Genomic DNA, 19,213 nt, shown 5'->3' on the forward strand with positions numbered 1-19,213 from the left:
GTGGATGCAGAAGAGGGGCGTCAGGCTTGAAGCAATGCGGCAGGCGCGGCCGGGCCATCGGGCCGGATGGCGGCAATGCGCTGCACCACGCGCTCGGGCTGGTGCAGCAGGCCGTGCTCGTAGGCGACGATGCTCCAGCCGGCGCAGACTTGCAGCAGCTCGCCAGGAGCGAGCAGGAAGTCCGGGCGCGAGGGCTTGCCATAGGCCTCGTTGCCCTGGGCGAAGGTTTCGTAGAGCAGCACGCCGCCGGGCCTGACGCTGTTCAGAATCTGCGGCCACAGCGGACGCCACAGATAGTTGGTGACGACCACGCCATCAAAGCTGCGGCCCGTCAGCGGCCAGGCGTCGTTCTCGATGTCGGCGGTAATCGTCTCGGCGATATCCGCCACGGACTGGGTCGCTTCCGGCGCCCTGTCCACGCTGGTCAACACGTGATTCAAGGCCGAGAGGAAACGGGTATGGCGGCCCATGCCGCAGGCCAGATCCAGTACAGAGCCCTGCGGGCGTAGCAGATGGGCAAAGCGGGCAATCCAGGCGGAGGGCGCCGGCGCGCAGTGGCTGGCGGCAATCGCAGGAATGGCGGCGGGTGGGGGAGGCTGGGTGTTGCTGGTCATCTTGCGAAAACTATAGCAGTGCCCGCAGCCAAATCCTCGCATGGCCCGTGCGTCGCTGCATCGGCAGCAGCTCGCGCCGGCTCAGTGCGGCTTCACATCGTCCTTGAGCGCGGCCAGGGCCATGTCTTCCACCATGCCAGGGGCGATCAGCTTGATGAGGCGGCCCAGCTTGCCCTTGCCCGTCATCACCACCTCGCGCTGGCGGCGCCTCATGCCGTCGAGTATGAGGCGCGCGCATTCGGCCACCGTCATCGCGCCGTCTTCCTTGAGGCCGCTGACGCCTGCGGCCTCGCCTCTGGCGTTGTAGCCGTGGTAGCGGATGCGCGTATCCACCACGCCGGGGTAGGCCGTGGTCACGCTCACGCCGGCGGGTTTGAGCTCGATGCGCAGGGCTTCGAAGAAGCCGGCCATGGCGAACTTGCTGGCGCTGTAGGCCGTGCGACCCGGCACGCCGATCAGACCGGCCAGCGAAGACACGGCGACGATGGAGCCCTGGCTGGCCTTGAGGTGCGGCAGCGCCGCATGGGTGCACCAGATGCTGCCCCAGAGGTTGATGCGCATCAGCCTCTCATACCAGCCCAGGTCTTGTGCGCTGACCTGTTCGAACAGCGCATGGGCCGAGATGCCGGCATTGTTGATCAGGGCGTCCAGCCCGCCGAACTGCTGCACGGCTGCGTCGATCAGCGCGCGGCACTGGGCCTCTTCGCTCACATCGGTGGGAACTGTCAGCACCTGCGCCCCCAGGGCCCGGCATTGCTCTGCCACGGCTTGCAGATTGCCGGCATTGCGCGCGGCCAGCGTCAGCTGCAGCCAGCTGCCATGGGTTTGTGCCAGCTGTCGGGCCATTTCGGCGCCTATGCCGTCCGAAGCTCCGGTGATGATGATGCGGGCCATGCTCTCTCCCGGCCATGCCGCCCGGGCAGCTTGCCCAAGAGCTCAGAAGCAGGCCCAGACCTGGTCTGCCAGTGTGAGCATGAATTCCGGTTGCAGATACAGGGCAAACACCGCCAGCAGCAGCACGAGCACGGCACACCAGATGGAGATGCGTTGCCAGAGTTTGAGCTGCATGGTGGTGTCTCCGGTATCAGGCGGCGCTGGGCGCGCGGCGCACAATGGCTGCCTCGCGCACGGGCAGGTTGACGATGGCGGCAAAAATGCCCAGGGCAATCGAGATGTACCAGACCATATCGTAGTTGCCGTTGATATCGTAGAGATAGCCGCCCAGCCATACGCCCAGGAAGCTGCCGATCTGGTGGCTGAAGAAGACAAAGCCGCCCAGCATGGACAGATGCTGCACGCCGAAGATCTGGGCGATGGTGGCATTGGTCAGCGGCACGGTGGACAGCCACAGAAAGCCCATGGCGGCGCAGAAGGCATAGACCGACCAGGGCGACAGCGGTGCCAGCAAAAAGGCCACGGTGGCCACCGAGCGCAGACCGTAGATGCCCGACAGCAGGTAGCGCTTGGGCAGCTTCTGGCCCAGATTGCCGGCCAGATAGGTGCCGAAGATATTGAACAGGCCGACCAGGGCCAGCGAATAGCTGGCCACATGGGGCGCCATGCCGAAGTCCTTCAGATAGCTGGGCATGTGCACGCCGATGAACATGACCTGGAAGCCGCAGACAAAGTAGCCTGCCATCAGCAGCAGAAAGCTGGGGTAGGTCCAGGCTTCCCTGAGCGCCTGGCCCACGGTCTGCTCGCGCTTGATGGGCGTGCTGCCGCCAAAGCCCGGCTCGCGCAGGCCGAAGGCCAGGGCGGCAATCAGCAGCGCGAACAGCGCCAGTATCAGCAAGGCGTTGGACCAGCCGAACTGCGCGATCAGTTTGCCTTCCACGGGCACCATGAAGAACTGACCAAACGATCCCGCTGCCGCGGCCACGCCCATGGCCCAACTGCGCCGCGCCACGGGAATCTGCCGGCCCAGCACGCCGTAGATCACGGCATAGGTGGTGCCGGCCTGGGCTGCGCCGATCAGCACGCCGGCGGTCAGCAGGAACACTGTGGAACTGGGGGACAGCGCCATGCCGACCAGACCCAGCGCATAGAGGATGGAGCCGCCGATCAGCACCTTGAAGGCGCCGATGCGATCGGCCAGCATGCCGACAAAGATGCCCAAGATGCCCCAGGACAGGTTCTGCACGGCAATGGCCAGGGAAAAGTTCTCGCGCGTCCAGCCCATCTCCTGGGTGATAGGTTGCAGCCACAGGCCGAAGCCGTGGCGTATGCCCATGGAGAGCGTGACGATGGCGCCACCGCACAGAAGAATCTGCGCCATGGACATGGGGGCTTGAGTTGTCTTTGTAGTCATGCCGTGTGTGCGAAAAAAGGCTTGGGGTGCGGTCAACTTGTCACTTTAACGAAACAAGCTGTTTTGCGCCTGCACAGGCCGTCACATGCGTGGCAGGCTGCCCTGCCAGAATGCGTGACCGGCAAGCTGCGGCGCGGGAGCCGCAGCCTGGCAGAAAAAAATAAAAAGTGAGCGCTTTGCGCAATCCGTGTAATGGATATGGATTTGAAACTATCCATAACGCATGAATGGCAAGCGGTAAATGCTATTGTTTTCAGAGTATCCGCAGCGATGAAGACCCGGTAAAAACACGTTGCCAAGACAGATGTTCGGGCTTTGTGCAAGAGTATTGGGAGTAAACAACTGTGAATTTATCCAGCTCTCGCTCGGAGAGGCTACTACAATCCGCCCCCATGGCAGTCAAACCGTCCAACGAATATTCCGAAGGCTCGATCCGCGTTCTCAAGGGTCTGGAGCCTGTCAAACAGCGTCCCGGCATGTATACGCGCACCGACAACCCCCTGCACATCCTGCAGGAGGTGATCGACAACGCGGCCGACGAGGCGCTTGCCGGCTATGGCAAGAAAATCAAGTTCACCATGCACGCCGACGGCTCCTACAGCGTGGAGGACGACGGACGCGGCATTCCCTTCGGTCTGCACCCCGAGGAGAAGGCGCCCGTGGTGGAGCTGGTCTTCACGCGTTTGCACGCGGGCGGCAAGTTCGACAAGGGCAATGGCGGCGCCTACAGCTTCTCGGGCGGCCTGCACGGCGTGGGCGTGTCGGTGACGAATGCGCTGGCCACACGTCTGGAGGTGCAGGTGCACCGCGACGGCCAGGTGGCCACGCTGGTGTTCTCGGGCGGCGATGTGATCGAGCCGCTCAAGGTGCGCCCTCTGCAGGCCGGCGAGCGCAAGCAGGGCACGACGGTACGTGCCTGGCCCGATGCCAAATACTTCGAATCCTCGGCCCTGCCCATGGGCGAGCTGGTGCATCTGCTGCGCAGCAAGGCCGTGCTCATGCCCGGCGTGGCCGTCTCGCTGATCAATGAAAAGTCGCGTGATACCCAGAGCTGGCAGTTCAAGGGCGGTCTGCGTGACTATCTGGCGCAGAGCTTGCATGGCGAGCCCGTCATCCCCCTGTTCGAAGGCGAGGGCTTTGCCGACAAGAACAACGACAGCTTTGCCGAAGGCGAGGGCGCGGCCTGGTGCGTGGCCTTTACCGAAGATGGCGCGCCGCTGCGCGAAAGCTATGTCAACCTGATTCCGACCACGGCGGGCGGCACGCATGACAGCGGCCTGCGCGACGGCCTGTTCCAGGCCGTCAAGGCCTTCATCGACATGCACTCGCTGCTACCCAAGGGCGTCAAGCTGATGCCCGACGACGTGTTCGCGCGCGCCAGCTATGTGCTCAACGCCAAGGTGCTGGACCCGCAGTTCCAGGGCCAGATCAAGGAGCGCCTGAATTCGCGCGATGCCGTGCGTCTGGTCTCGGGCTTTGTGCGCCCGGCGCTGGAGCTGTGGCTCAACGAGCACGTGGACTGGGGCAAGAAGCTGGCCGAGATCGCCATCAAGGCGGCCCAGACCCGCCAGAAGGCGGGCCAGAAGGTGGAAAAGCGCAAGGGCAGCGGCGTGGCCGTGCTGCCCGGCAAGCTGACCGATTGCGAGAGCAAGGACATCGCCGTCAACGAGGTGTTCCTGGTCGAGGGCGACTCTGCGGGCGGCAGCGCCAAGATGGGCCGCGACAAGGAAACCCAGGCGATCCTGCCGCTGCGCGGCAAGGTGCTCAACACCTGGGAGGTGGACCGCGACCGGCTGTTCGCCAACAACGAAATCCACGATATCTCGGTGGCGATCGGCGTGGACCCGCATGGCCCCAATGACGAGCCCGACCTGTCCGGCCTGCGCTACGGCAAGATCTGCATTCTCTCGGATGCGGACGTGGACGGCTCGCACATCCAGGTGCTGCTGCTGACGCTGTTCTTCAAGCATTTCCCCAAGCTCATCGAGGCCGGCCACATCCATGTGGCGCTGCCGCCGCTGTTCCGGGTGGACGTGCCGGCGCGCGGCAAAAAGCCCGCCATCAAGGTCTATGCGCTCGATGCGGGCGAGCTCGATGCCATCATCGAAAAATGCGCCAAGGACGGCGTGCCGCGCGAGAAATGCCAGGTCAGCCGTTTCAAGGGCCTGGGCGAGATGAATGCCGAACAGCTGTGGGAAACCACGCTGAACCCCGATACGCGTCGTCTGCTGCCGGTGCAGTTCATGAATCTGGACTTTGCACAGTCGGAGGCCGTGGTCACCAAGCTCATGGGCAAGGGCGAAGCCGCCGCCCGCCGCGAGCTGATGGAGCTGCATGGCGATGCCGTGGAGGTCGATATCTAGGCGGGCGTTGCAACGCCTGCACTAGCGCTCACCAGCGGTCGATGGAGCCAGCCATGCACAAGCCCATGTTCGATGCCTCACCCAGCCAGCCGCCCGCGCGCGGCGGGTTCGCGTCCGTGCGCTTGCGACGTGCGGTGGTGGCGGCCCTGCTGGCGGGCTCGGGCTGGCTGGCCCTGGCGCCGGCGGCGCATGCCGACCTCTGGGCCTATGTCGACGAATTCGGCGTCACGCACTTTGCGGCCGAGGCGCTGGACGAGCGCTACAAGCTGTTCTTCAAGGGCGAGCTCTACGACAGCAGCCAGCCGGGTCTGCAGCTCAAGCAGGATTCGGCAGCCGAGGGGCTCAACGCCCGCACGCGCATGCAGAGCTTTTTCGAGGTCTCGCCACGCTACAAGAGCGTGAGGCCGCATCTGCAGAAGGCGGCCGAGAGAACCGGCGTGGACTACGACCTGATCAAGGCCGTGATCGCCGTGGAGTCCGGCTTTGATGCCCAGGCCGTCTCGCCCAAGGGCGCCGTCGGTCTGATGCAGCTGATGCCGGCCACGGCAGAGCGCTTTGGCGTGTCGGCCAGCAAAAAGCGCAGCATGCAGCAGCAGCTGGCCGACCCGGCCGTGAACGTGCCTGCCGGCGCGCGCTATCTGAGCTATCTGATGGACTTGTTCCCGGGCCGGCTCGATCTGGTGCTGGCCGCCTATAACGCAGGCGAAGGTGCGGTGCAGAAGTTTGGCAAGGCGATCCCGCCCTATAAAGAAACAATGAATTACGTCAAGGCCGTCACGGGCATTTACGAGCAACTGCAGGCAGCCAGGCCCCTGAGCGGCCGGCTGGCTGCGGCCGGCTCGGCTGGCCGCGGCGGCTCCCGCATACGCATGACTCTGCCGGGCGCGGCCTCTGCGGCCGCGGACGCGCAAATACCTTGAGTCGCCGGATCGGCGCAATTTGGAAAATCACAAAGAATTCATGAGCGATCAAACCACACTGGATTTGTCTCAACAAGCCGCTGGCGATGCACTGGACCTGGGTCAATACGCACAGCGCGCCTATCTCGAATACGCTTTGTCGGTGGTCAAGGGCCGTGCCCTGCCCGATGTCAGCGATGGCCTCAAGCCCGTGCAGCGCCGCATCCTCTATGCCATGGACCGCATGGGTCTGGGCTATAGCGGCCCGAATGGCAATACGGCGGCCAAGCCGGTCAAGAGCGCCCGTGTCGTCGGCGACGTGCTGGGCCGCTTTCACCCGCACGGCGACCAGTCGGCCTACGACGCACTGGTGCGCATGGCCCAGGACTTCAATCAGCGCTATCCGCTGGTCGACGGCCAGGGCAACTTCGGCAGCCGCGACGGCGATGGCGCAGCGGCCATGCGTTACACCGAGGCGCGCCTGTCCAAGATCACCGGCCTGCTGCTCGACGAAATCGATATGGGCACGGTGGACTTTGTGCCCAACTACGACGGCAGCACCCAGGAGCCCAAGCAGCTTCCGGCCCGTCTGCCGTTCTCGCTGCTCAATGGCGCAAGCGGCATCGCCGTGGGTCTGGCAACGGAAATCCCGAGCCACAATCTGCCCGAGGTGGCGGCGGCCTGCGTGGCCCTGATCAAGAAGCCGCAGCTGCCCGAGGAAGAGCTGCTGGCGCTGATTCCCGGCCCCGACTATCCGGGCGGCGGCCAGATCATTTCATCAAGCAGCGATATTGCCGATGCCTACCGCACGGGCCGTGGCAGTCTCAAGGTGCGTGCGCGCTGGAAGATCGAAGAGCTGGCACGCGGCCAGTGGCAACTGGTGGTGACCGAGCTGCCGCCCGGCGTGTCGGCCCAGAAGGTGCTCGAAGAGATCGAGGACATCACCAATCCCAAGGTCAAGACCGGCAAGAAGGCGCTGAGCCAGGAGCAGACCCAGCTCAAGGCCAGCATGCTGGCCGTGCTGGACTGCGTGCGCGACGAGTCGAGCAAGGATGCGCCGGTACGCATCGTGTTCGAGCCCAAGACCGGCAAGATTCCGCAGTCGGAGCTGATCACGGCGCTGCTGGCCCACACCAGCCTGGAGTCTTCGAGCTCGATCAACCTGACCAGCATCGGCCTCGATGGCCGCCCGGTGCAGAAGTCGCTGCGCCAGATGCTGGAGGAGTGGATTGCCTTCCGCTTCCAGACCGTGACGCGACGCAGCCAGCACCGGCTGGAGAAGGTGCTCGATCGCATCCACATCCTCGAAGGCCGTCAGGCCGTGCTGCTCAATATCGACAAGGTCATTGCCATCATCCGCGCCAGCGATGAACCCAAGCAGGCCCTGATCGACGCCTTCAATCTCTCCGAGCGTCAGGCCGAGGACATTCTTGAAATCCGTCTGCGTCAATTGGCGCGTCTGGAGGCCATCAAGATCGAGCAGGAGCTCAAGGAGCTGCGCAGCGAGCAGGGCAGGCTGGAGGACATCCTGGGCAGCGAAGCGACCATGCGCCGCCTGATCTGCAAGGAAATCGAGGCCGATGCCAAGACCTTCGGCGATGCCCGTCGCACGCTGATCCACGAGGAGAAAAAGGTGGTGGCCGAGGTCAAGGTGGTGGATGAACCCACGACCGTGATCATTTCCGAAAAGGGCTGGGTGCGCACGCGTCAAGGCCATGGCGTGGATGCGGGCACGCTGAGCTTCAAGGCCGGCGACAGCCTCTACGGCACCTTCGAGTGCCGCACCGTCGATCAGTTGCTGGCCTTTGGCAGCAACGGCCGGGTCTACTCGGTGCCGGTGTCGGCCCTGCCGGGCGGACGCGGCGACGGCCAGCCCGTGACGACGATGATCGAACTCGAAGCCGGTACCCAACTGCTGTACTACTTTGCCGGCAGCGAAAGCACACAGCTGCTGCTCTCGGGCTCGGGAGCCTATGGCTTCACGGCGAATGTGGGCGATATGGTCTCGCGCCAGAAGGCCGGCAAGGCCTTTGTCACGCTGGGCGAGGGCGAGACCCTGTGCGCACCTTCGGTGGTGCATGGCGTGCCCATGAATGCGCGTGCCGAGCATGTGGAAGGCGGCGAGCAGGGGGCCGGTCTGCTCAACCCCGCCAGCCATGTGATCTGCGCCTCGGTGGGCGGTCGCATTCTGACCTTCGAGATCGCAGAGCTCAAGGCCATGCCCAAGGGCGGGCGCGGCCTGATGCTGATCAGCCTGGAAGACAAGGATCAGCTGGCCGGCGCGGCCGCCTATACGCGCAGCATCCGCCTGGATGGCGTGGGGCGCGGCGGCAAGGCGCGTACCGAGACGTTGGAGATCCGCAGCCTCAACAACGCCCGCGGCAACCGCGGCCGCAAGGGCAAGGCTGCCGACCTGGGCTTCAAGCCCCAGGCGGTGACGCGCGTGGAATAAGTGATCGATACGCCCATGAAAAAACCGCGTCAGTTTTGCTGGAGCGGTTTTTTTTGATCGGGCTTGAAGAAGGAGTGGCAGAGAACGATCCGTGGCGGACGTTTGTGTCGAAGCCGTCAACGGTATCGCTTCGATCTTTCTCGGAAATTGTCACGTATAGATCTTCGTTGCCGCAAACCTCTCGCGCAGCCATGTGGCCGCGGGCCCGCTGGGCCGCTGCTTGTGCCAAACCAGCTCCAAGGCCACTGGGTGCGCCCCTTCGTCGAATCGTAGCGCTGGCATGACGAGGTCCTTGGCGATAGGCGAGCGCGCGATGATGTGATCAGGGATCAGTGCCCAGCCAATTCCTTGCTTGAGGATTTGCAGGATGACCCAATGGCTTTCGACCCACCAGACCTCGGCAGCGACGCGAAGGCGGTGCTTTTCGGTTCCCTCGGACCTCAGGGTCACCATGATTTGGCGGTGACGCTTGAGCTCCTCCCAGTCGACAACGGTGTGCGCAAGCGGATGGTTGCTTCCGCAAACCAGTTTGAGCGGTACCCAGCCAATAGTGTGAAAGCCAAGTTCTGCGGGCAGCGATTCCTGGCGCCACATCACTCCGATATCCGCTTTTCCATCAAGAATCATATTGCTGACATCCTCCATCATGGGGAACAGCAACTCCAGTTCGACATGGGGAAAGAGGCTCGCGAACTCGGCGAATAGCTCTCCCTGCACATGCTCCGGGTAGAGCTCGTCGATGGCTACGACAAGGCGCTTTTCAACATGTGCCTCGAAGCTCGCCGCAACCCCAATGAGGTGTTCGCGGCGATCGAGGATCAGCCTGGCCTCAGCCAGCAGGCGCTCGCCCGCAGCCGTCAACGAGGGGTTGCGCCCGGAACGGTTGAACAGCATCACCCCAAGATCCGTTTCCAGGTTTGAAACCTGGGTGCTGACGGCTGATTGCGCCTTGCGCAAAGCTCGTCCGGCGGCAGAAAACGATCCTTTTTCTGCCGCCGAGACGAATGCTTCCAGTTGATCCATGGATATGCTCATCTATCTGATTTTAAGATGGAAGATAACTTTTCATTATTTGATATCAAGATACATTGCACACCAATCAATGTGATTGGAGAAAAATGATGAAAACGCGCAGTCTTTCTGATCGGGTGCGGCACGCTTTGATGTTCGAGGCTATCGGGTTGATGATCATCATCCCGGCCTCGGCAGCCTTGTTCAACAAGCCCATGACGCACATGGGTGTGGTGGGTATCGGCTCTGCCACGATCGCGACGGTTTGGAATTTCACGTTCAACATCGGATTTGATCGCTGCATGCGGGAGATGTACGGCCATATTCGCAAGAGCTTCAAAGCACGCCTGCTGCACACTGTCTTGTTTGAGGCGGGTCTGTTGCTGATTCTGCTGCCGTTGATAGCCTGGTATCTGAATATGACGCTACTCGATACGCTGGTGCTCGATCTGGCTATCGTCGTGTTCTATCTTGTTTACAACTTTGTGTTCAACGTCGCCTATGACCGTTTTTTCCCGGTCAGGGAAAATAGCCGTCCTCAGGTAGTTTCCAACTTGGGCGAGGCTTCATAGTTCACAGCCCGGCTTGGGTGCCAAGTCTCATGGAGGGGCTGGCTTCATGACGTGGTGCAGGTTTGAGCTGCAGTTACGGATTCCCCGCGCAGTCCAGTGTCGGACTGAAGACTGAATTGGAGCGCCCATCATGTCGCTTGGCTTGAGGGGTAGCCAGTCGCGCTATCCATCGAATGCCACAAGGCCTGCATCTGCAAGGCACCGAAGTCAATGTTCGAAGGTTCTCTATGAAATTCCAGAGCCGCTGGCTCACGCTTGGCGTGGTTTCAACGGCGTTGCTGCTCATCGTCATCGATATGACGGTGCTCTACACGGCGTTGCCGAGTCTGGCGCAGGCCCTGCAAACCACGGCTTCGGAGAAGCTGTGGATTCTCAATGCCTACTCTTTGGTGATGGCCGGATTGATGCCGGCCATGGGGGCCTTAGGCGATCGTCTGGGCCACCGGATGGTCTTTATCAGTGGCATGGCTCTGTTTGGACTGGCCTCCGTGATTGCAGCATTTGCTCCCAGCGCCGCCGTACTGATCGCTGCTCGTGCATTGCTTGCCATTGGCGGCGCAGCCATGATGCCGGCCACGATTGCCATTGTTCGTACCACCTTCCATGACCCCAAGGAACTGGCTTTTGCCATTGGTATCTGGGCGTCTGTGGCCTCTGGGGGCGCTGCGGTGGGCCCGGTCTTGGGTGGAGTCTTGCTGGAGCATTTTTGGTGGGGTTCGGTTTTTCTGATCAACGTCCCCATCATTGCTGTGGCTGCAGTGCTGGCCTGGTGGCTGGTTCCCAAGAGCGCGGGGAATGCGAGCGTCACCATCGACTTGCATAGCTGCTGGCAAAGCACGCTTGGCATCATTGCACTGGCTTATGGCATCAAGGAATTGGCCAAGCTCGATAGTCATGTGCTCTTGGCCTGGGGGGCTTTGCTTGCGGGAGCTGTGACATTGACAGTCTTTGTGCGACGTCAACTCCGGCTGCCTCAACCATTGATTGATTTCAGCTTGCTTTCAGTCACCCCCATAGCCATGGGTATTTTTATCGCCCTCGTGGCGTCAATGATGCTGATCGGCTTTGAGTTGGTGCTCAGTCAGAGGCTGCAGTTGGTTCTGGGAAAAAGTCCCCTTGAGGCAGGAGCATTTGTTCTGCCTATCTCCTTGGGGTCTTTCTTCGCAGGACCATTGGCGGGGGTATTGATTGGACGCATTGGCGGTCCGCGTGTCATTGTTGCCGGCCTGGTCATGTGTGCCTCAGGCATCTGGGGATATCTTGGCTTGAACGAGGCAGGCGCATTGTGGCAAGTGGGGGTCCTGGCCTTGTGCGGTGTGGGAATAGGCTTCAGCCTGACCGCCTCCAGCGCGCTGGTAATGACGAATGTGTCAGAAGACCGCGCAGGCATGGCGGGGTCTGTAGAAGGCGTGGCCTATGAGTTTGGAGGAGGGTTGGGGGTGACTATTTTTGGCTCCCTGATGACTGCGGTCTACGTCGCGCATGTACGACACGGCGGTATAGAGGCCATGGCTGGCAGCGGCCTGGACGAAGCGTACCGAAATACCCAACAAGGCATCCAATCTCCAGCCGTTTTACAAAGCGCAATGCAAGCGTTTGAAGCGTCTTTTGCCGCGGTTAGCGGTGTTGTCATCGCGTTGCTTTTTTCTCTCGCGCTAGTCGTTTTGGTGATGGCTCGTCATTTACCCAAGCAGCAGACGGGCAGCTGACTCCAGGCAAGAGGCAGGATTTTGAGGTTGCTCTGCTTTTGCAACAGCGCGCCGCAGCTTTGGTCCAAAGCTGTCGTTTCATAAAGTACGCGTGCGGCGGCTTTGGGCTGCCGAACGGCGACAGTCAAAATCTATTCCAAAGCAGCCCGCCTCGCTGACTCCGTTTCGGCCGCCAGGGATTAATGCTCACAGCAGGAAATTCGATTTCGACCTGGGTTGAGGCCTAGCTCGCTCCAGTCCTCGGAGGCCTGTTGATGCAAAGAGCTTTGGCAAAGCTCTTGCGCCCATTCACTGCGCTGGCACAGGCAGTGCCGTGAAGGTTTGCGCGGGAGCTATTATCTGGTCGCGGCAGGCGACCAGGGGCAGGTCGCGCTGCCCCGATTCGGTGCGAGAGACCAGGGCATACAAGGTGCTCACGGCCCTGGACACGGCATCGGGCACGGCGCGCCCTTGAATCAGATGGCCCAGCAGCACGGCCGAGAACACATCGCCCATGCCGTTGGGCAGGGGGTGCAGGTCGATATAGGGCGTCTGTACCAGCCAGGACTTGTCGGCAGTCACGGCCAGCGTGGCCAGTTGGTCGGCAGGCAGATCGTCGGTGCGCAGGCTGGTGATGACGATCAGGGCCGACGGGCTGTGATGCAGTTGCGTCAGCATGGCTCGGGCCGCCTGGGTGGCCGCTTCCACGGTGCTCAGCGGCTGGCCGCCGCACAGCAGCTCGAACTCGTAATGGTTGGGCGTGATGACGCTGGCCTGGGACAGCGCGCGCTTGCGCAGAAAGTCCGGGATGCCGGGGCGCACAAACACGCCGCGCCCCACATCGCCCATGACCGGGTCGCACAGATAGTGTGCCTTGGGCTGGGCGGCGCGCACCTCCTGCACGGCGGCCAGAATGGCTTCGCCCACACCGGCATCGCCCAGATAGCCAGAGAGCACGGCCGTGCAGCGCGCCAGCACGCCGCGGGCGCGCAGGCCGTCCAGCACATCCTGTACATGGGCGGGCGTGAAGACCTGGCCCTTGAACTCGCCGTAGCCCGTGTGGTTGGAGAACTGCACCGTATGCACGGCCACGGGCTCTATGCCCAGCAGCTGCAGCGGCAGCATGGCGGCGTCGTTGCCCACATGGCCGTAGGCGACATGGGATTGAATGCTGAGAACCAGCGGGGGTGCCTGCGTGCTGGGCATGAGGGCTCTTTCGTGAGTGATCGAGATGCTTGCGGCAAGCATCGCGTTGCAAAGATAAAGTGAGCTGCTTGCGCTTGCCAATCAATCAATTCAGATAGTTTTGTATCTGAACTCTATGAATGGCAAGCGGTATTGGCTCACTTTATCTGAGTGAGCAGAAGTCTTAGCCCAGCTCTGCCATCAGCTCGATTTCCACGCAGCAGCCCAGGGGAATCTGGGCCACGCCGAAGGCGCTGCGGGCGTGCTTGCCGGCTTCGCCGAAGACTTCGCCCAGCAGTTCGCTGCAGCCGTTGGTGACCAGATGCTGCTCGGTATAGCTGGTGCTGGAGTTGACCAGGCTCATGACCTTGACGATGCGCTTGACACGATTCAGATCGCCGCCGCAGGCATGCTGCAGCGTGCCCATCAGATCCACGGCCACGGCTCGGGCTGCCTGCTTGCCTTCTTCGGTCGTCATGTTCTCGCCCAGCTTGCCGACCCAGGGCTGGCCGTTCTGCTTGGCGATATGGCCGCTGAGGAACACCAGATTGCCGGTCTGCATATAGGGCAGGTAGGCGGCTGCAGGCATGGCCACTTCGGGCAGGGTGATGTTCAGGGCTTTGAGTTTTTCATAGACGCTCATGACGGCTCCAAAAAGTGCGAGGCTAAGGATCGACAAGTTTGACACAGCAGCGGGCCCGGGCATGGATCGCCTTGGCACAGCGGCCATAGCTTTTGAATTGATAGCTGCTCGCACAATGAGAGCAAGTGTTTGATGCCGTTTTGGTGTGCGAGACAGGGCAGGGATAGTCGCAATGCTAGGCGCGGGCGCTCGCTCCTAGCATGACAGCATGCCGCTCCATCAGACTCCAAGCTCTCAGCGTCACCGCCTGTCGTGGCTGGCGCCGCTCTGGGGTTGTGTGCTGGGCGCCGCATGGCAGGTGACCCAGGCCAGGCTGTGGCATCTGTCGCTCTACCAGATCTTGCTGGCCTGGGGTTTGCTGACACTGCTGTTTGCATGCAGATGGCGTGGCAGACCCTGGCAGAGCTGGTGGCTGATGCTGTTGGGTGCTGCCTGCTGTGTGGCGGGGGGGACGGGTTGGCGTGCACATGTTTATCTGACGCAGACCCTGCCACAGGCGCTGGAGGCGGTGGACTTGCAGGTGGAAGGCCGGATTGCCTCCATGCTGCAGAACCAGGCCAACGGCCAGCGCTGGCGTTTTGTGGTCGATAGTTCGGATGCCGGCGTGCCAAGGCTGCTGGAGCTGTCCTGGTATGGCCCGTTCGGGCAGGTGCCGGACGCCAGCCAGCCTCTCGTCCCTGACTGGGCCCAGGGCATGGCGCTGAGTCCCGGCCAGCGTTGGCGCTTCACGGTGCGCATCAAGCGCCCGCATGGCTCGCGCAATCCTCACGGCTTTGACTATGAGCTGCTGGCCTGGGAGCAAGGAGTGCAGGCCACGGGCTATGTGCGCAAGCAGCCCGCGCCCGAACTGCTGGGCGTGACAAGCCAATATCCGCTGCAGCGCTGGCGACAGGGCTTGCGCGATCGCATTCAGGGCGAGGCATTGCGTTTGCAGCGCTGGTTGCCAGGTGGCGGTGCAGAGCATGCTCAGACCGCTCTGGGCGTGGTGGCTGCGCTGGCCGTGGGCGATCAGCAGGCGATCGAGCGCAAGGACTGGACCCTGTTCCGTCAGACAGGTGTGGCGCATCTGATGAGCATATCGGGCCTGCATATCACCATGTTTGCCTGGCTGGCAGTCTTGATAGTGGGCCGTATATGGAGGCTGAGTGCGCGCGCTTGTCGTTGGATGCCTGCCCCGCGCGCGGCCCTGGTCATGGGCGTGTTACTGGCGGCGGCCTATGCCTTGTTCAGCGGTTGGGGCCTGCCTGCGCAGCGCACGATCTGCATGCTGGCCGTAGTGGCGCTGCTTCAATGGCTGGGCGTGCGCTGGCCCTGGGCCTGTGTATGGCTGCTGGCACTGGCGGTGATTGTTGTGGCCGATCCCTGGGCGTTGTGGCAGGCTGGGTTCTGGCTCAGTTTTGTCGCCGTCGGCGTATTGCTTGCTTCCAATTCAGGGGCCGTTAGCGCTGAAGCTGCAAGCGCAAAAAGACGATTTCTCGCAAGATTGAAGGAGTTGTGGCGCGAGCAGTGGCTGATCTCCCTGGCCTTGGCACCACTGGGTCTGCTGCTGTTTGGTCAGGTGTCCGTCGTGGGCCTGCTGGCCAATCTGCTGGCCATTCCCTGGGTGACATTGGTGGTCACGCCGCTGGCCTTGCTGGCTGCCGTGCTGCCCATGGCGGCAAGCGCTGCCGCCGTCGCCATGCTGCCCTTGATGAGCCTGCTGCAGTGGCTGGCTGCGCTGCCCGGAGCCGTATGGGCCTTGCCGCAGCCTGCCTGGTGGGCCAGTGTGCTGGCGATAGCCGCCGGACTGCTGGTGATTGCGCCTTTGCCACTCAGGTTGCGGCTGGTGGCGGCCATATTTGTTTTGCCAGCCCTGTTTTGGCCTCGATCATGGCCGCGTGCGGGCGAGTTTGAACTGCTGGCGGCGGATATCGGCCAGGGCAATGCCGTCATCATCAGCACAGCCAGCCACCGTCTGCTCTATGACGCAGGGCCGCAGTACAGCCGCCAGAGCGATGCCGGCGAGCGTGTGCTCCTGCCGCTGATGGCCGCGAATGGCATGCAGATTGATGCCATGATGCTCAGTCACAGCGACAAGGATCACACCGGCGGAGCTCTGGCCGTCAAGGAGGCTCAGCCTCGCGCGAAAGTCTGGGGCTCGGACTCGGTGATTCAAGCCCCGCAACTGGCGGGCCTGGCTCCGGTTCTGCGCTGTACACAGGGGCAGCACTGGCAATGGGATGGTGTGACGTTTGAAGTGCTGCACCCGCCTGCAGGAGAGGCCTGGCTCAATGGTCGCAAGGCCAAGCCGAACTTTGGCAGTTGCGTGTTGCGCCTGCGTTCGGCCAGCGGGCGCGTGGCCCTGTTGGCCGGAGATATCGAGGCAGCGCAGGAGCAGCAACTCTTGCAAACCAGTCTGGACGAGCCTGTGGACTGGCTGCTGGTGCCTCACCATGGCAGCAAGACTTCATCGACCGAGTCCTGGGTCAACACGCTGCGGCCGCGCTGGGCGGTGGTGCAGGCGGGCTATCTGAATCGCTTCGGGCATCCGGTGGCAGCTGTGGTGCAGCGCTATCAGGCGGTGGGCAGCCAGCTGGTGGCTCAGGATCGCTGCGGCGCGGCCTACTGGAACTCTGCTCAACCTGAAAAATTGGAGTGCGAGCGCTTGATTCGGGCGCATTATTGGGATGTCCATGCCGTTTCCAAGGAGCAGCCCTGAGAAACTGGCATGGAGCTTGCATTGATGTTGTACCGCTTTCGGGCGGATGCAGACATGCATGGTTGCACGCTCGTTGCCTGGCAGCTTGTCCGGTGCGGCGTCGCTAAACTGAAATCCGTGGCTTGCCTGCGTGAGCAGCGGCAAAAATAGAGAGGACAAGATGCGCACATTCGATGAGATGTATCTGAGCTTGCCCGCCGAAGGTGGTGCGGTGCGAGACCACTATCGGGACTATGCGCAGTGGCTGGGCAAACAATCGCAGGAATATCTGCGAGCGCGCAGTGCCGAGGCGGAAATCGTTTTTCGCCGCGTGGGTATCACCTTTGCCGTCTATGGCGACAAGGACGAGAGCGGCGCCGGTACGGAGCGCCTGATTCCGTTCGATTTGATCCCCCGCATCATTCCGGCCCATGAGTGGGCCAGCATGCAGGCCGGTCTGGCCCAGCGCGTGAAGGCGCTCAACTGCTTTATCCGCGATGCCTACCATGGCCAGGACATGGTGCGCGCCGGTCTGATTCCGACGGAGCTGGTGCGCGGCAACAGCCAGTACAGGCCCGAGATGGAGGGCATTCAGGTGCCCAACGATGTCTACGCCAATATCGCCGGCATAGACATCGTGCGCGCGCCCGATGAGCAGGGCAACGGCGTCTATTACGTGCTCGAAGACAATCTGCGCGTGCCATCGGGTGTTTCCTACATGCTGGAGAACCGCCGCATGACCATGCGCCTGTTCCCCGAACTTTTCGGCAAGCATGCCGTGGCACCCGTGGCCCACTATCCCGACATGCTGCTCGACACCCTGCGTGCCAGCGCACCGTCGGGTGTGCTGGAGCCCACGGTGGTGGTGCTGACGCCGGGCATGTACAACAGCGCCTATTTCGAGCATGCCTTCCTGGCCCAGCAAATGGGGGTGGAGTTGGTCGAAGGGCAGGATCTGGTGGTCGAGAAAGACGTGGTCTATATGCGCACCACCCAGGGGCTGCAGCGTGTGGACGTGATCTACCGCCGTGTGGACGATGATTTCCTCGACCCCGAGGTCTTCAGGCCCACATCGACGCTGGGCTGCAAGGGCCTGATGCGGGCCTACCGCGCAGGCAACGTCAATATCTGCAATGCCGTGGGCACGGGCCTGGCCGACGACAAATCGGTATATCCCTATGTGCCGGAGATGATCCGCTTCTATCTGGGTGAGGAGCCCATTCTGCAGAACGTGCCGACCTGGCTGTGCCGCAAGGAGGACGACCTCAAATACGTGCTCGACCACCTGCATGAGCTGGTCGTCAAGGAAGTGCATGGTGCAGGTGGCTACGGCATGCTGATCGGGCCGGCGGCGACCAAGGCCGAGATAGAGGCTTTTCGCCGTGTGCTGGTCGGCAATCCATCGGGCTATATCGCGCAGCCCACGCTTTCCCTGTCCACCTGCCCGACCATGGTGGAAAAAGGCATAGCGCCGCGCCATATCGACCTGCGGCCCTTTGTGCTCACGGGCACCGAGGTCAATATGGTGGCCGGTGGACTCACGCGTGTGGCGCTCAAGCAGGGATCGCTGGTGGTGAATTCGTCTCAGGGCGGCGGAACCAAGGATACCTGGGTGCTGGAAGATCAAGGGGGAGCTCGCTGATGCTGTCACATACCGCAGATCATTTGTATTGGATGTCCCGCTACACCGAGCGGGCGGAAAAAAATGCTGCAAGCATTTTTTCACCAGAATACGGCGCGCGCGTTCAGCGCGTGCGGGGTTCTCTGCCCAAGGAGGGCCTATGCTGAGCCGTACTGCCGATCATTTGTATTGGATGTCCCGCTACACCGAGCGGGCGGAGAACACCGCGCGCATGCTCAGCGTGGCCTATGAAACCGCCATGCTGCCGCAGGCCATTCATGATGCGCACCGTGGCTGGCAGAGCGTGCTGTCCATCAGCGAGCTGATCCCGGCTTTCAAGGCTCAGTTTCCCGTGGTGGATCGTGAGTCGGTGCTGCAGTTCATGGTGTCGGACGAGGCCAATCCGTCCTCCATCTTTGCCTGTCTGAAGGCTGCACGCGAGAACGCGCGTGCCGTGCGCGGTGCGCTGACCACGGAGTCCTGGGAAACGCAGAATCAGACCTGGCTGGCGCTGCAGCGCCACTTCGGCAAGGATGCCTGGAAAAAGGATCCGGCGCAGTTCTTCGAATGGGTCAAATACCGCTCGCACCTGTGGCGCGGTGTGTCGCTGGGCACCATGCTCAAGGACGAGGCGCTGCACTTTGTGCGCCTGGGCACTTTTGTCGAGCGGGCCGACAACACGGCACGTTTGCTGGATGTGAAGTTCCATTCCATAGAGCGCGACTACCACGGCATGCCGCGCGGTCGCGCCCTGATGAACTTCGACTTCTATCACTGGAGCGCCTTGCTGCGCAGCGTCTCGGCCTTCGAGGTCTACCGCAAGGTCTACCGCGATGTGATCACGCCCGAACGCGTGGCCGAGCTGCTGATGCTGCGCGCCGACATGCCGCGCTCGTTGCTGGCTAGCATGCATGAGGTGGTCAAGAACCTGGAGCGCGTGGCCAACGACCATTCGCAGGAAACCACGCGCAAGGCCGGACGCTTGCTGGCCGACCTGCAATACGGTCGCATCGACGAGATACTGACCACCGGCCTGCACGCCTATCTGACGCAGTTTCTCGACCGCGTCAACGATCTGGGTTCCGGCATCAGCCGGGACTTCCTGATGCCGACCTGAGGCCGGGGTCTCCAAAGCAAAAGCGGCCCTGAGGCCGCTTTTGTCTTTCAGCGTGAAGCCGAA

At 62.3% G+C, this 19,213-nt stretch carries 16 protein-coding genes; 9 read left to right on the plus strand and 7 right to left on the minus strand.

The genetic code is table 11. The annotated features are described in order from the left end of the window. Positions 1 to 20: 20 nt before the first annotated feature. The 4 genes from JAO85_RS05495 to JAO85_RS05505 all read right to left on the minus strand — a co-directional run bounded on the left by JAO85_RS05495 (position 21) and on the right by JAO85_RS05505 (position 2,895). Positions 21 to 614: a class I SAM-dependent methyltransferase gene (locus JAO85_RS05495; protein ID WP_370552196.1), complete on the minus strand. Its 594-nt coding sequence runs from the start codon at positions 612 to 614 to the stop codon at positions 21 to 23. A gap of 81 nt (positions 615 to 695) precedes the next feature. Further along, positions 696 to 1,508 (minus strand): SDR family oxidoreductase, encoded by an 813-nt coding sequence (locus JAO85_RS05500; protein ID WP_202787638.1) that lies wholly within the window; start codon positions 1,506 to 1,508, stop codon positions 696 to 698. A gap of 42 nt (positions 1,509 to 1,550) precedes the next feature. Beyond that, positions 1,551 to 1,682 (minus strand): hypothetical protein, encoded by a 132-nt coding sequence (locus JAO85_RS25730; RefSeq protein WP_003057673.1) that lies wholly within the window; start codon positions 1,680 to 1,682, stop codon positions 1,551 to 1,553. A gap of 16 nt (positions 1,683 to 1,698) precedes the next feature. Continuing rightward, positions 1,699 to 2,895, minus strand: coding sequence for an MFS transporter (locus JAO85_RS05505; protein ID WP_202787664.1), 1,197 nt, complete (start codon positions 2,893 to 2,895; stop codon positions 1,699 to 1,701). Between the two features lie 419 nt (positions 2,896 to 3,314). Here JAO85_RS05505 and JAO85_RS05510 point away from each other — a divergent pair, with 419 nt between their 5' ends. From JAO85_RS05510 to parC, 3 genes are read left to right on the plus strand one after another with little or no spacing between them, the layout of a single operon-like run. After that, positions 3,315 to 5,285 carry a DNA topoisomerase IV subunit B gene (locus tag JAO85_RS05510; protein WP_003064589.1) on the plus strand — a complete coding sequence of 657 codons (1,971 nt, stop codon included), beginning with the start codon at positions 3,315 to 3,317 and terminating at the stop codon, positions 5,283 to 5,285. Between the two features lie 53 nt (positions 5,286 to 5,338). Next, positions 5,339 to 6,205, plus strand: coding sequence for a lytic transglycosylase domain-containing protein (locus JAO85_RS05515; protein WP_202787639.1), 867 nt, complete (start codon positions 5,339 to 5,341; stop codon positions 6,203 to 6,205). 40 nt (positions 6,206 to 6,245) lie between these two features. Beyond that, positions 6,246 to 8,636, plus strand: coding sequence for a DNA topoisomerase IV subunit A (gene parC, locus JAO85_RS05520; protein WP_202787640.1), 2,391 nt, complete (start codon positions 6,246 to 6,248; stop codon positions 8,634 to 8,636). Between the two features lie 150 nt (positions 8,637 to 8,786). Here parC and JAO85_RS05525 read toward each other — a convergent pair whose 3' ends face one another. Continuing rightward, positions 8,787 to 9,671, minus strand: a complete 885-nt coding sequence (locus JAO85_RS05525) for a LysR family transcriptional regulator (protein ID WP_039049892.1) — start codon at positions 9,669 to 9,671, stop codon at positions 8,787 to 8,789. 83 nt (positions 9,672 to 9,754) lie between these two features. Between JAO85_RS05525 and JAO85_RS05530 the strand changes: the two genes are divergently transcribed. Together JAO85_RS05530 and JAO85_RS05535 are read left to right on the plus strand one after the other, a co-directional pair. Then, entirely contained in the window at positions 9,755 to 10,219 is a 465-nt protein-coding gene (locus tag JAO85_RS05530; protein WP_237734727.1) for a PACE efflux transporter, read from the plus strand. Positions 10,220 to 10,446: 227 nt separating this feature from the next. After that, positions 10,447 to 11,928 (plus strand): MFS transporter, encoded by a 1,482-nt coding sequence (locus JAO85_RS05535; protein ID WP_202787641.1) that lies wholly within the window; start codon positions 10,447 to 10,449, stop codon positions 11,926 to 11,928. Positions 11,929 to 12,216: 288 nt separating this feature from the next. Here the strand turns inward: JAO85_RS05535 and pdxY are convergent, their stop codons facing one another. Further along, positions 12,217 to 13,113 (minus strand): pyridoxal kinase PdxY, encoded by an 897-nt coding sequence (gene pdxY / locus JAO85_RS05540; protein WP_012837395.1) that lies wholly within the window; start codon positions 13,111 to 13,113, stop codon positions 12,217 to 12,219. 163 nt (positions 13,114 to 13,276) lie between these two features. Then, the gene (locus JAO85_RS05545) at positions 13,277 to 13,735 is read right to left on the minus strand and encodes a RidA family protein (RefSeq protein WP_003064600.1); all 459 of its coding nucleotides are present in this window, start codon (positions 13,733 to 13,735) and stop codon (positions 13,277 to 13,279) included. 208 nt (positions 13,736 to 13,943) lie between these two features. On the opposite strand from JAO85_RS05545, the gene JAO85_RS05550 reads away from it, so the two are divergent. The 4 genes from JAO85_RS05550 (at position 13,944) to JAO85_RS05565 (ending at position 19,150) form a co-directional block, all read left to right on the plus strand. After that, positions 13,944 to 16,433, plus strand: coding sequence for a DNA internalization-related competence protein ComEC/Rec2 (locus JAO85_RS05550; protein WP_202787642.1), 2,490 nt, complete (start codon positions 13,944 to 13,946; stop codon positions 16,431 to 16,433). 160 nt (positions 16,434 to 16,593) lie between these two features. Further along, entirely contained in the window at positions 16,594 to 18,054 is a 1,461-nt protein-coding gene (locus JAO85_RS05555; RefSeq protein WP_034392114.1) for a circularly permuted type 2 ATP-grasp protein, read from the plus strand. Then, positions 18,054 to 18,200 carry an alpha-E domain-containing protein gene (locus JAO85_RS05560; RefSeq protein WP_080692907.1) on the plus strand — a complete coding sequence of 49 codons (147 nt, stop codon included), beginning with the start codon at positions 18,054 to 18,056 and terminating at the stop codon, positions 18,198 to 18,200. The genes JAO85_RS05555 and JAO85_RS05560 overlap by 1 nt, the downstream gene beginning before the upstream one ends. Further along, positions 18,194 to 19,150 carry an alpha-E domain-containing protein gene (locus JAO85_RS05565; RefSeq protein ID WP_003057653.1) on the plus strand — a complete coding sequence of 319 codons (957 nt, stop codon included), beginning with the start codon at positions 18,194 to 18,196 and terminating at the stop codon, positions 19,148 to 19,150. The genes JAO85_RS05560 and JAO85_RS05565 overlap by 7 nt, the downstream gene beginning before the upstream one ends. Positions 19,151 to 19,213: the final 63 nt, after the last annotated feature.

The organism is Comamonas sp. NyZ500, assembly GCF_016772095.1.
Lineage (GTDB): Bacteria > Pseudomonadota > Gammaproteobacteria > Burkholderiales > Burkholderiaceae_C > Comamonas > Comamonas thiooxydans.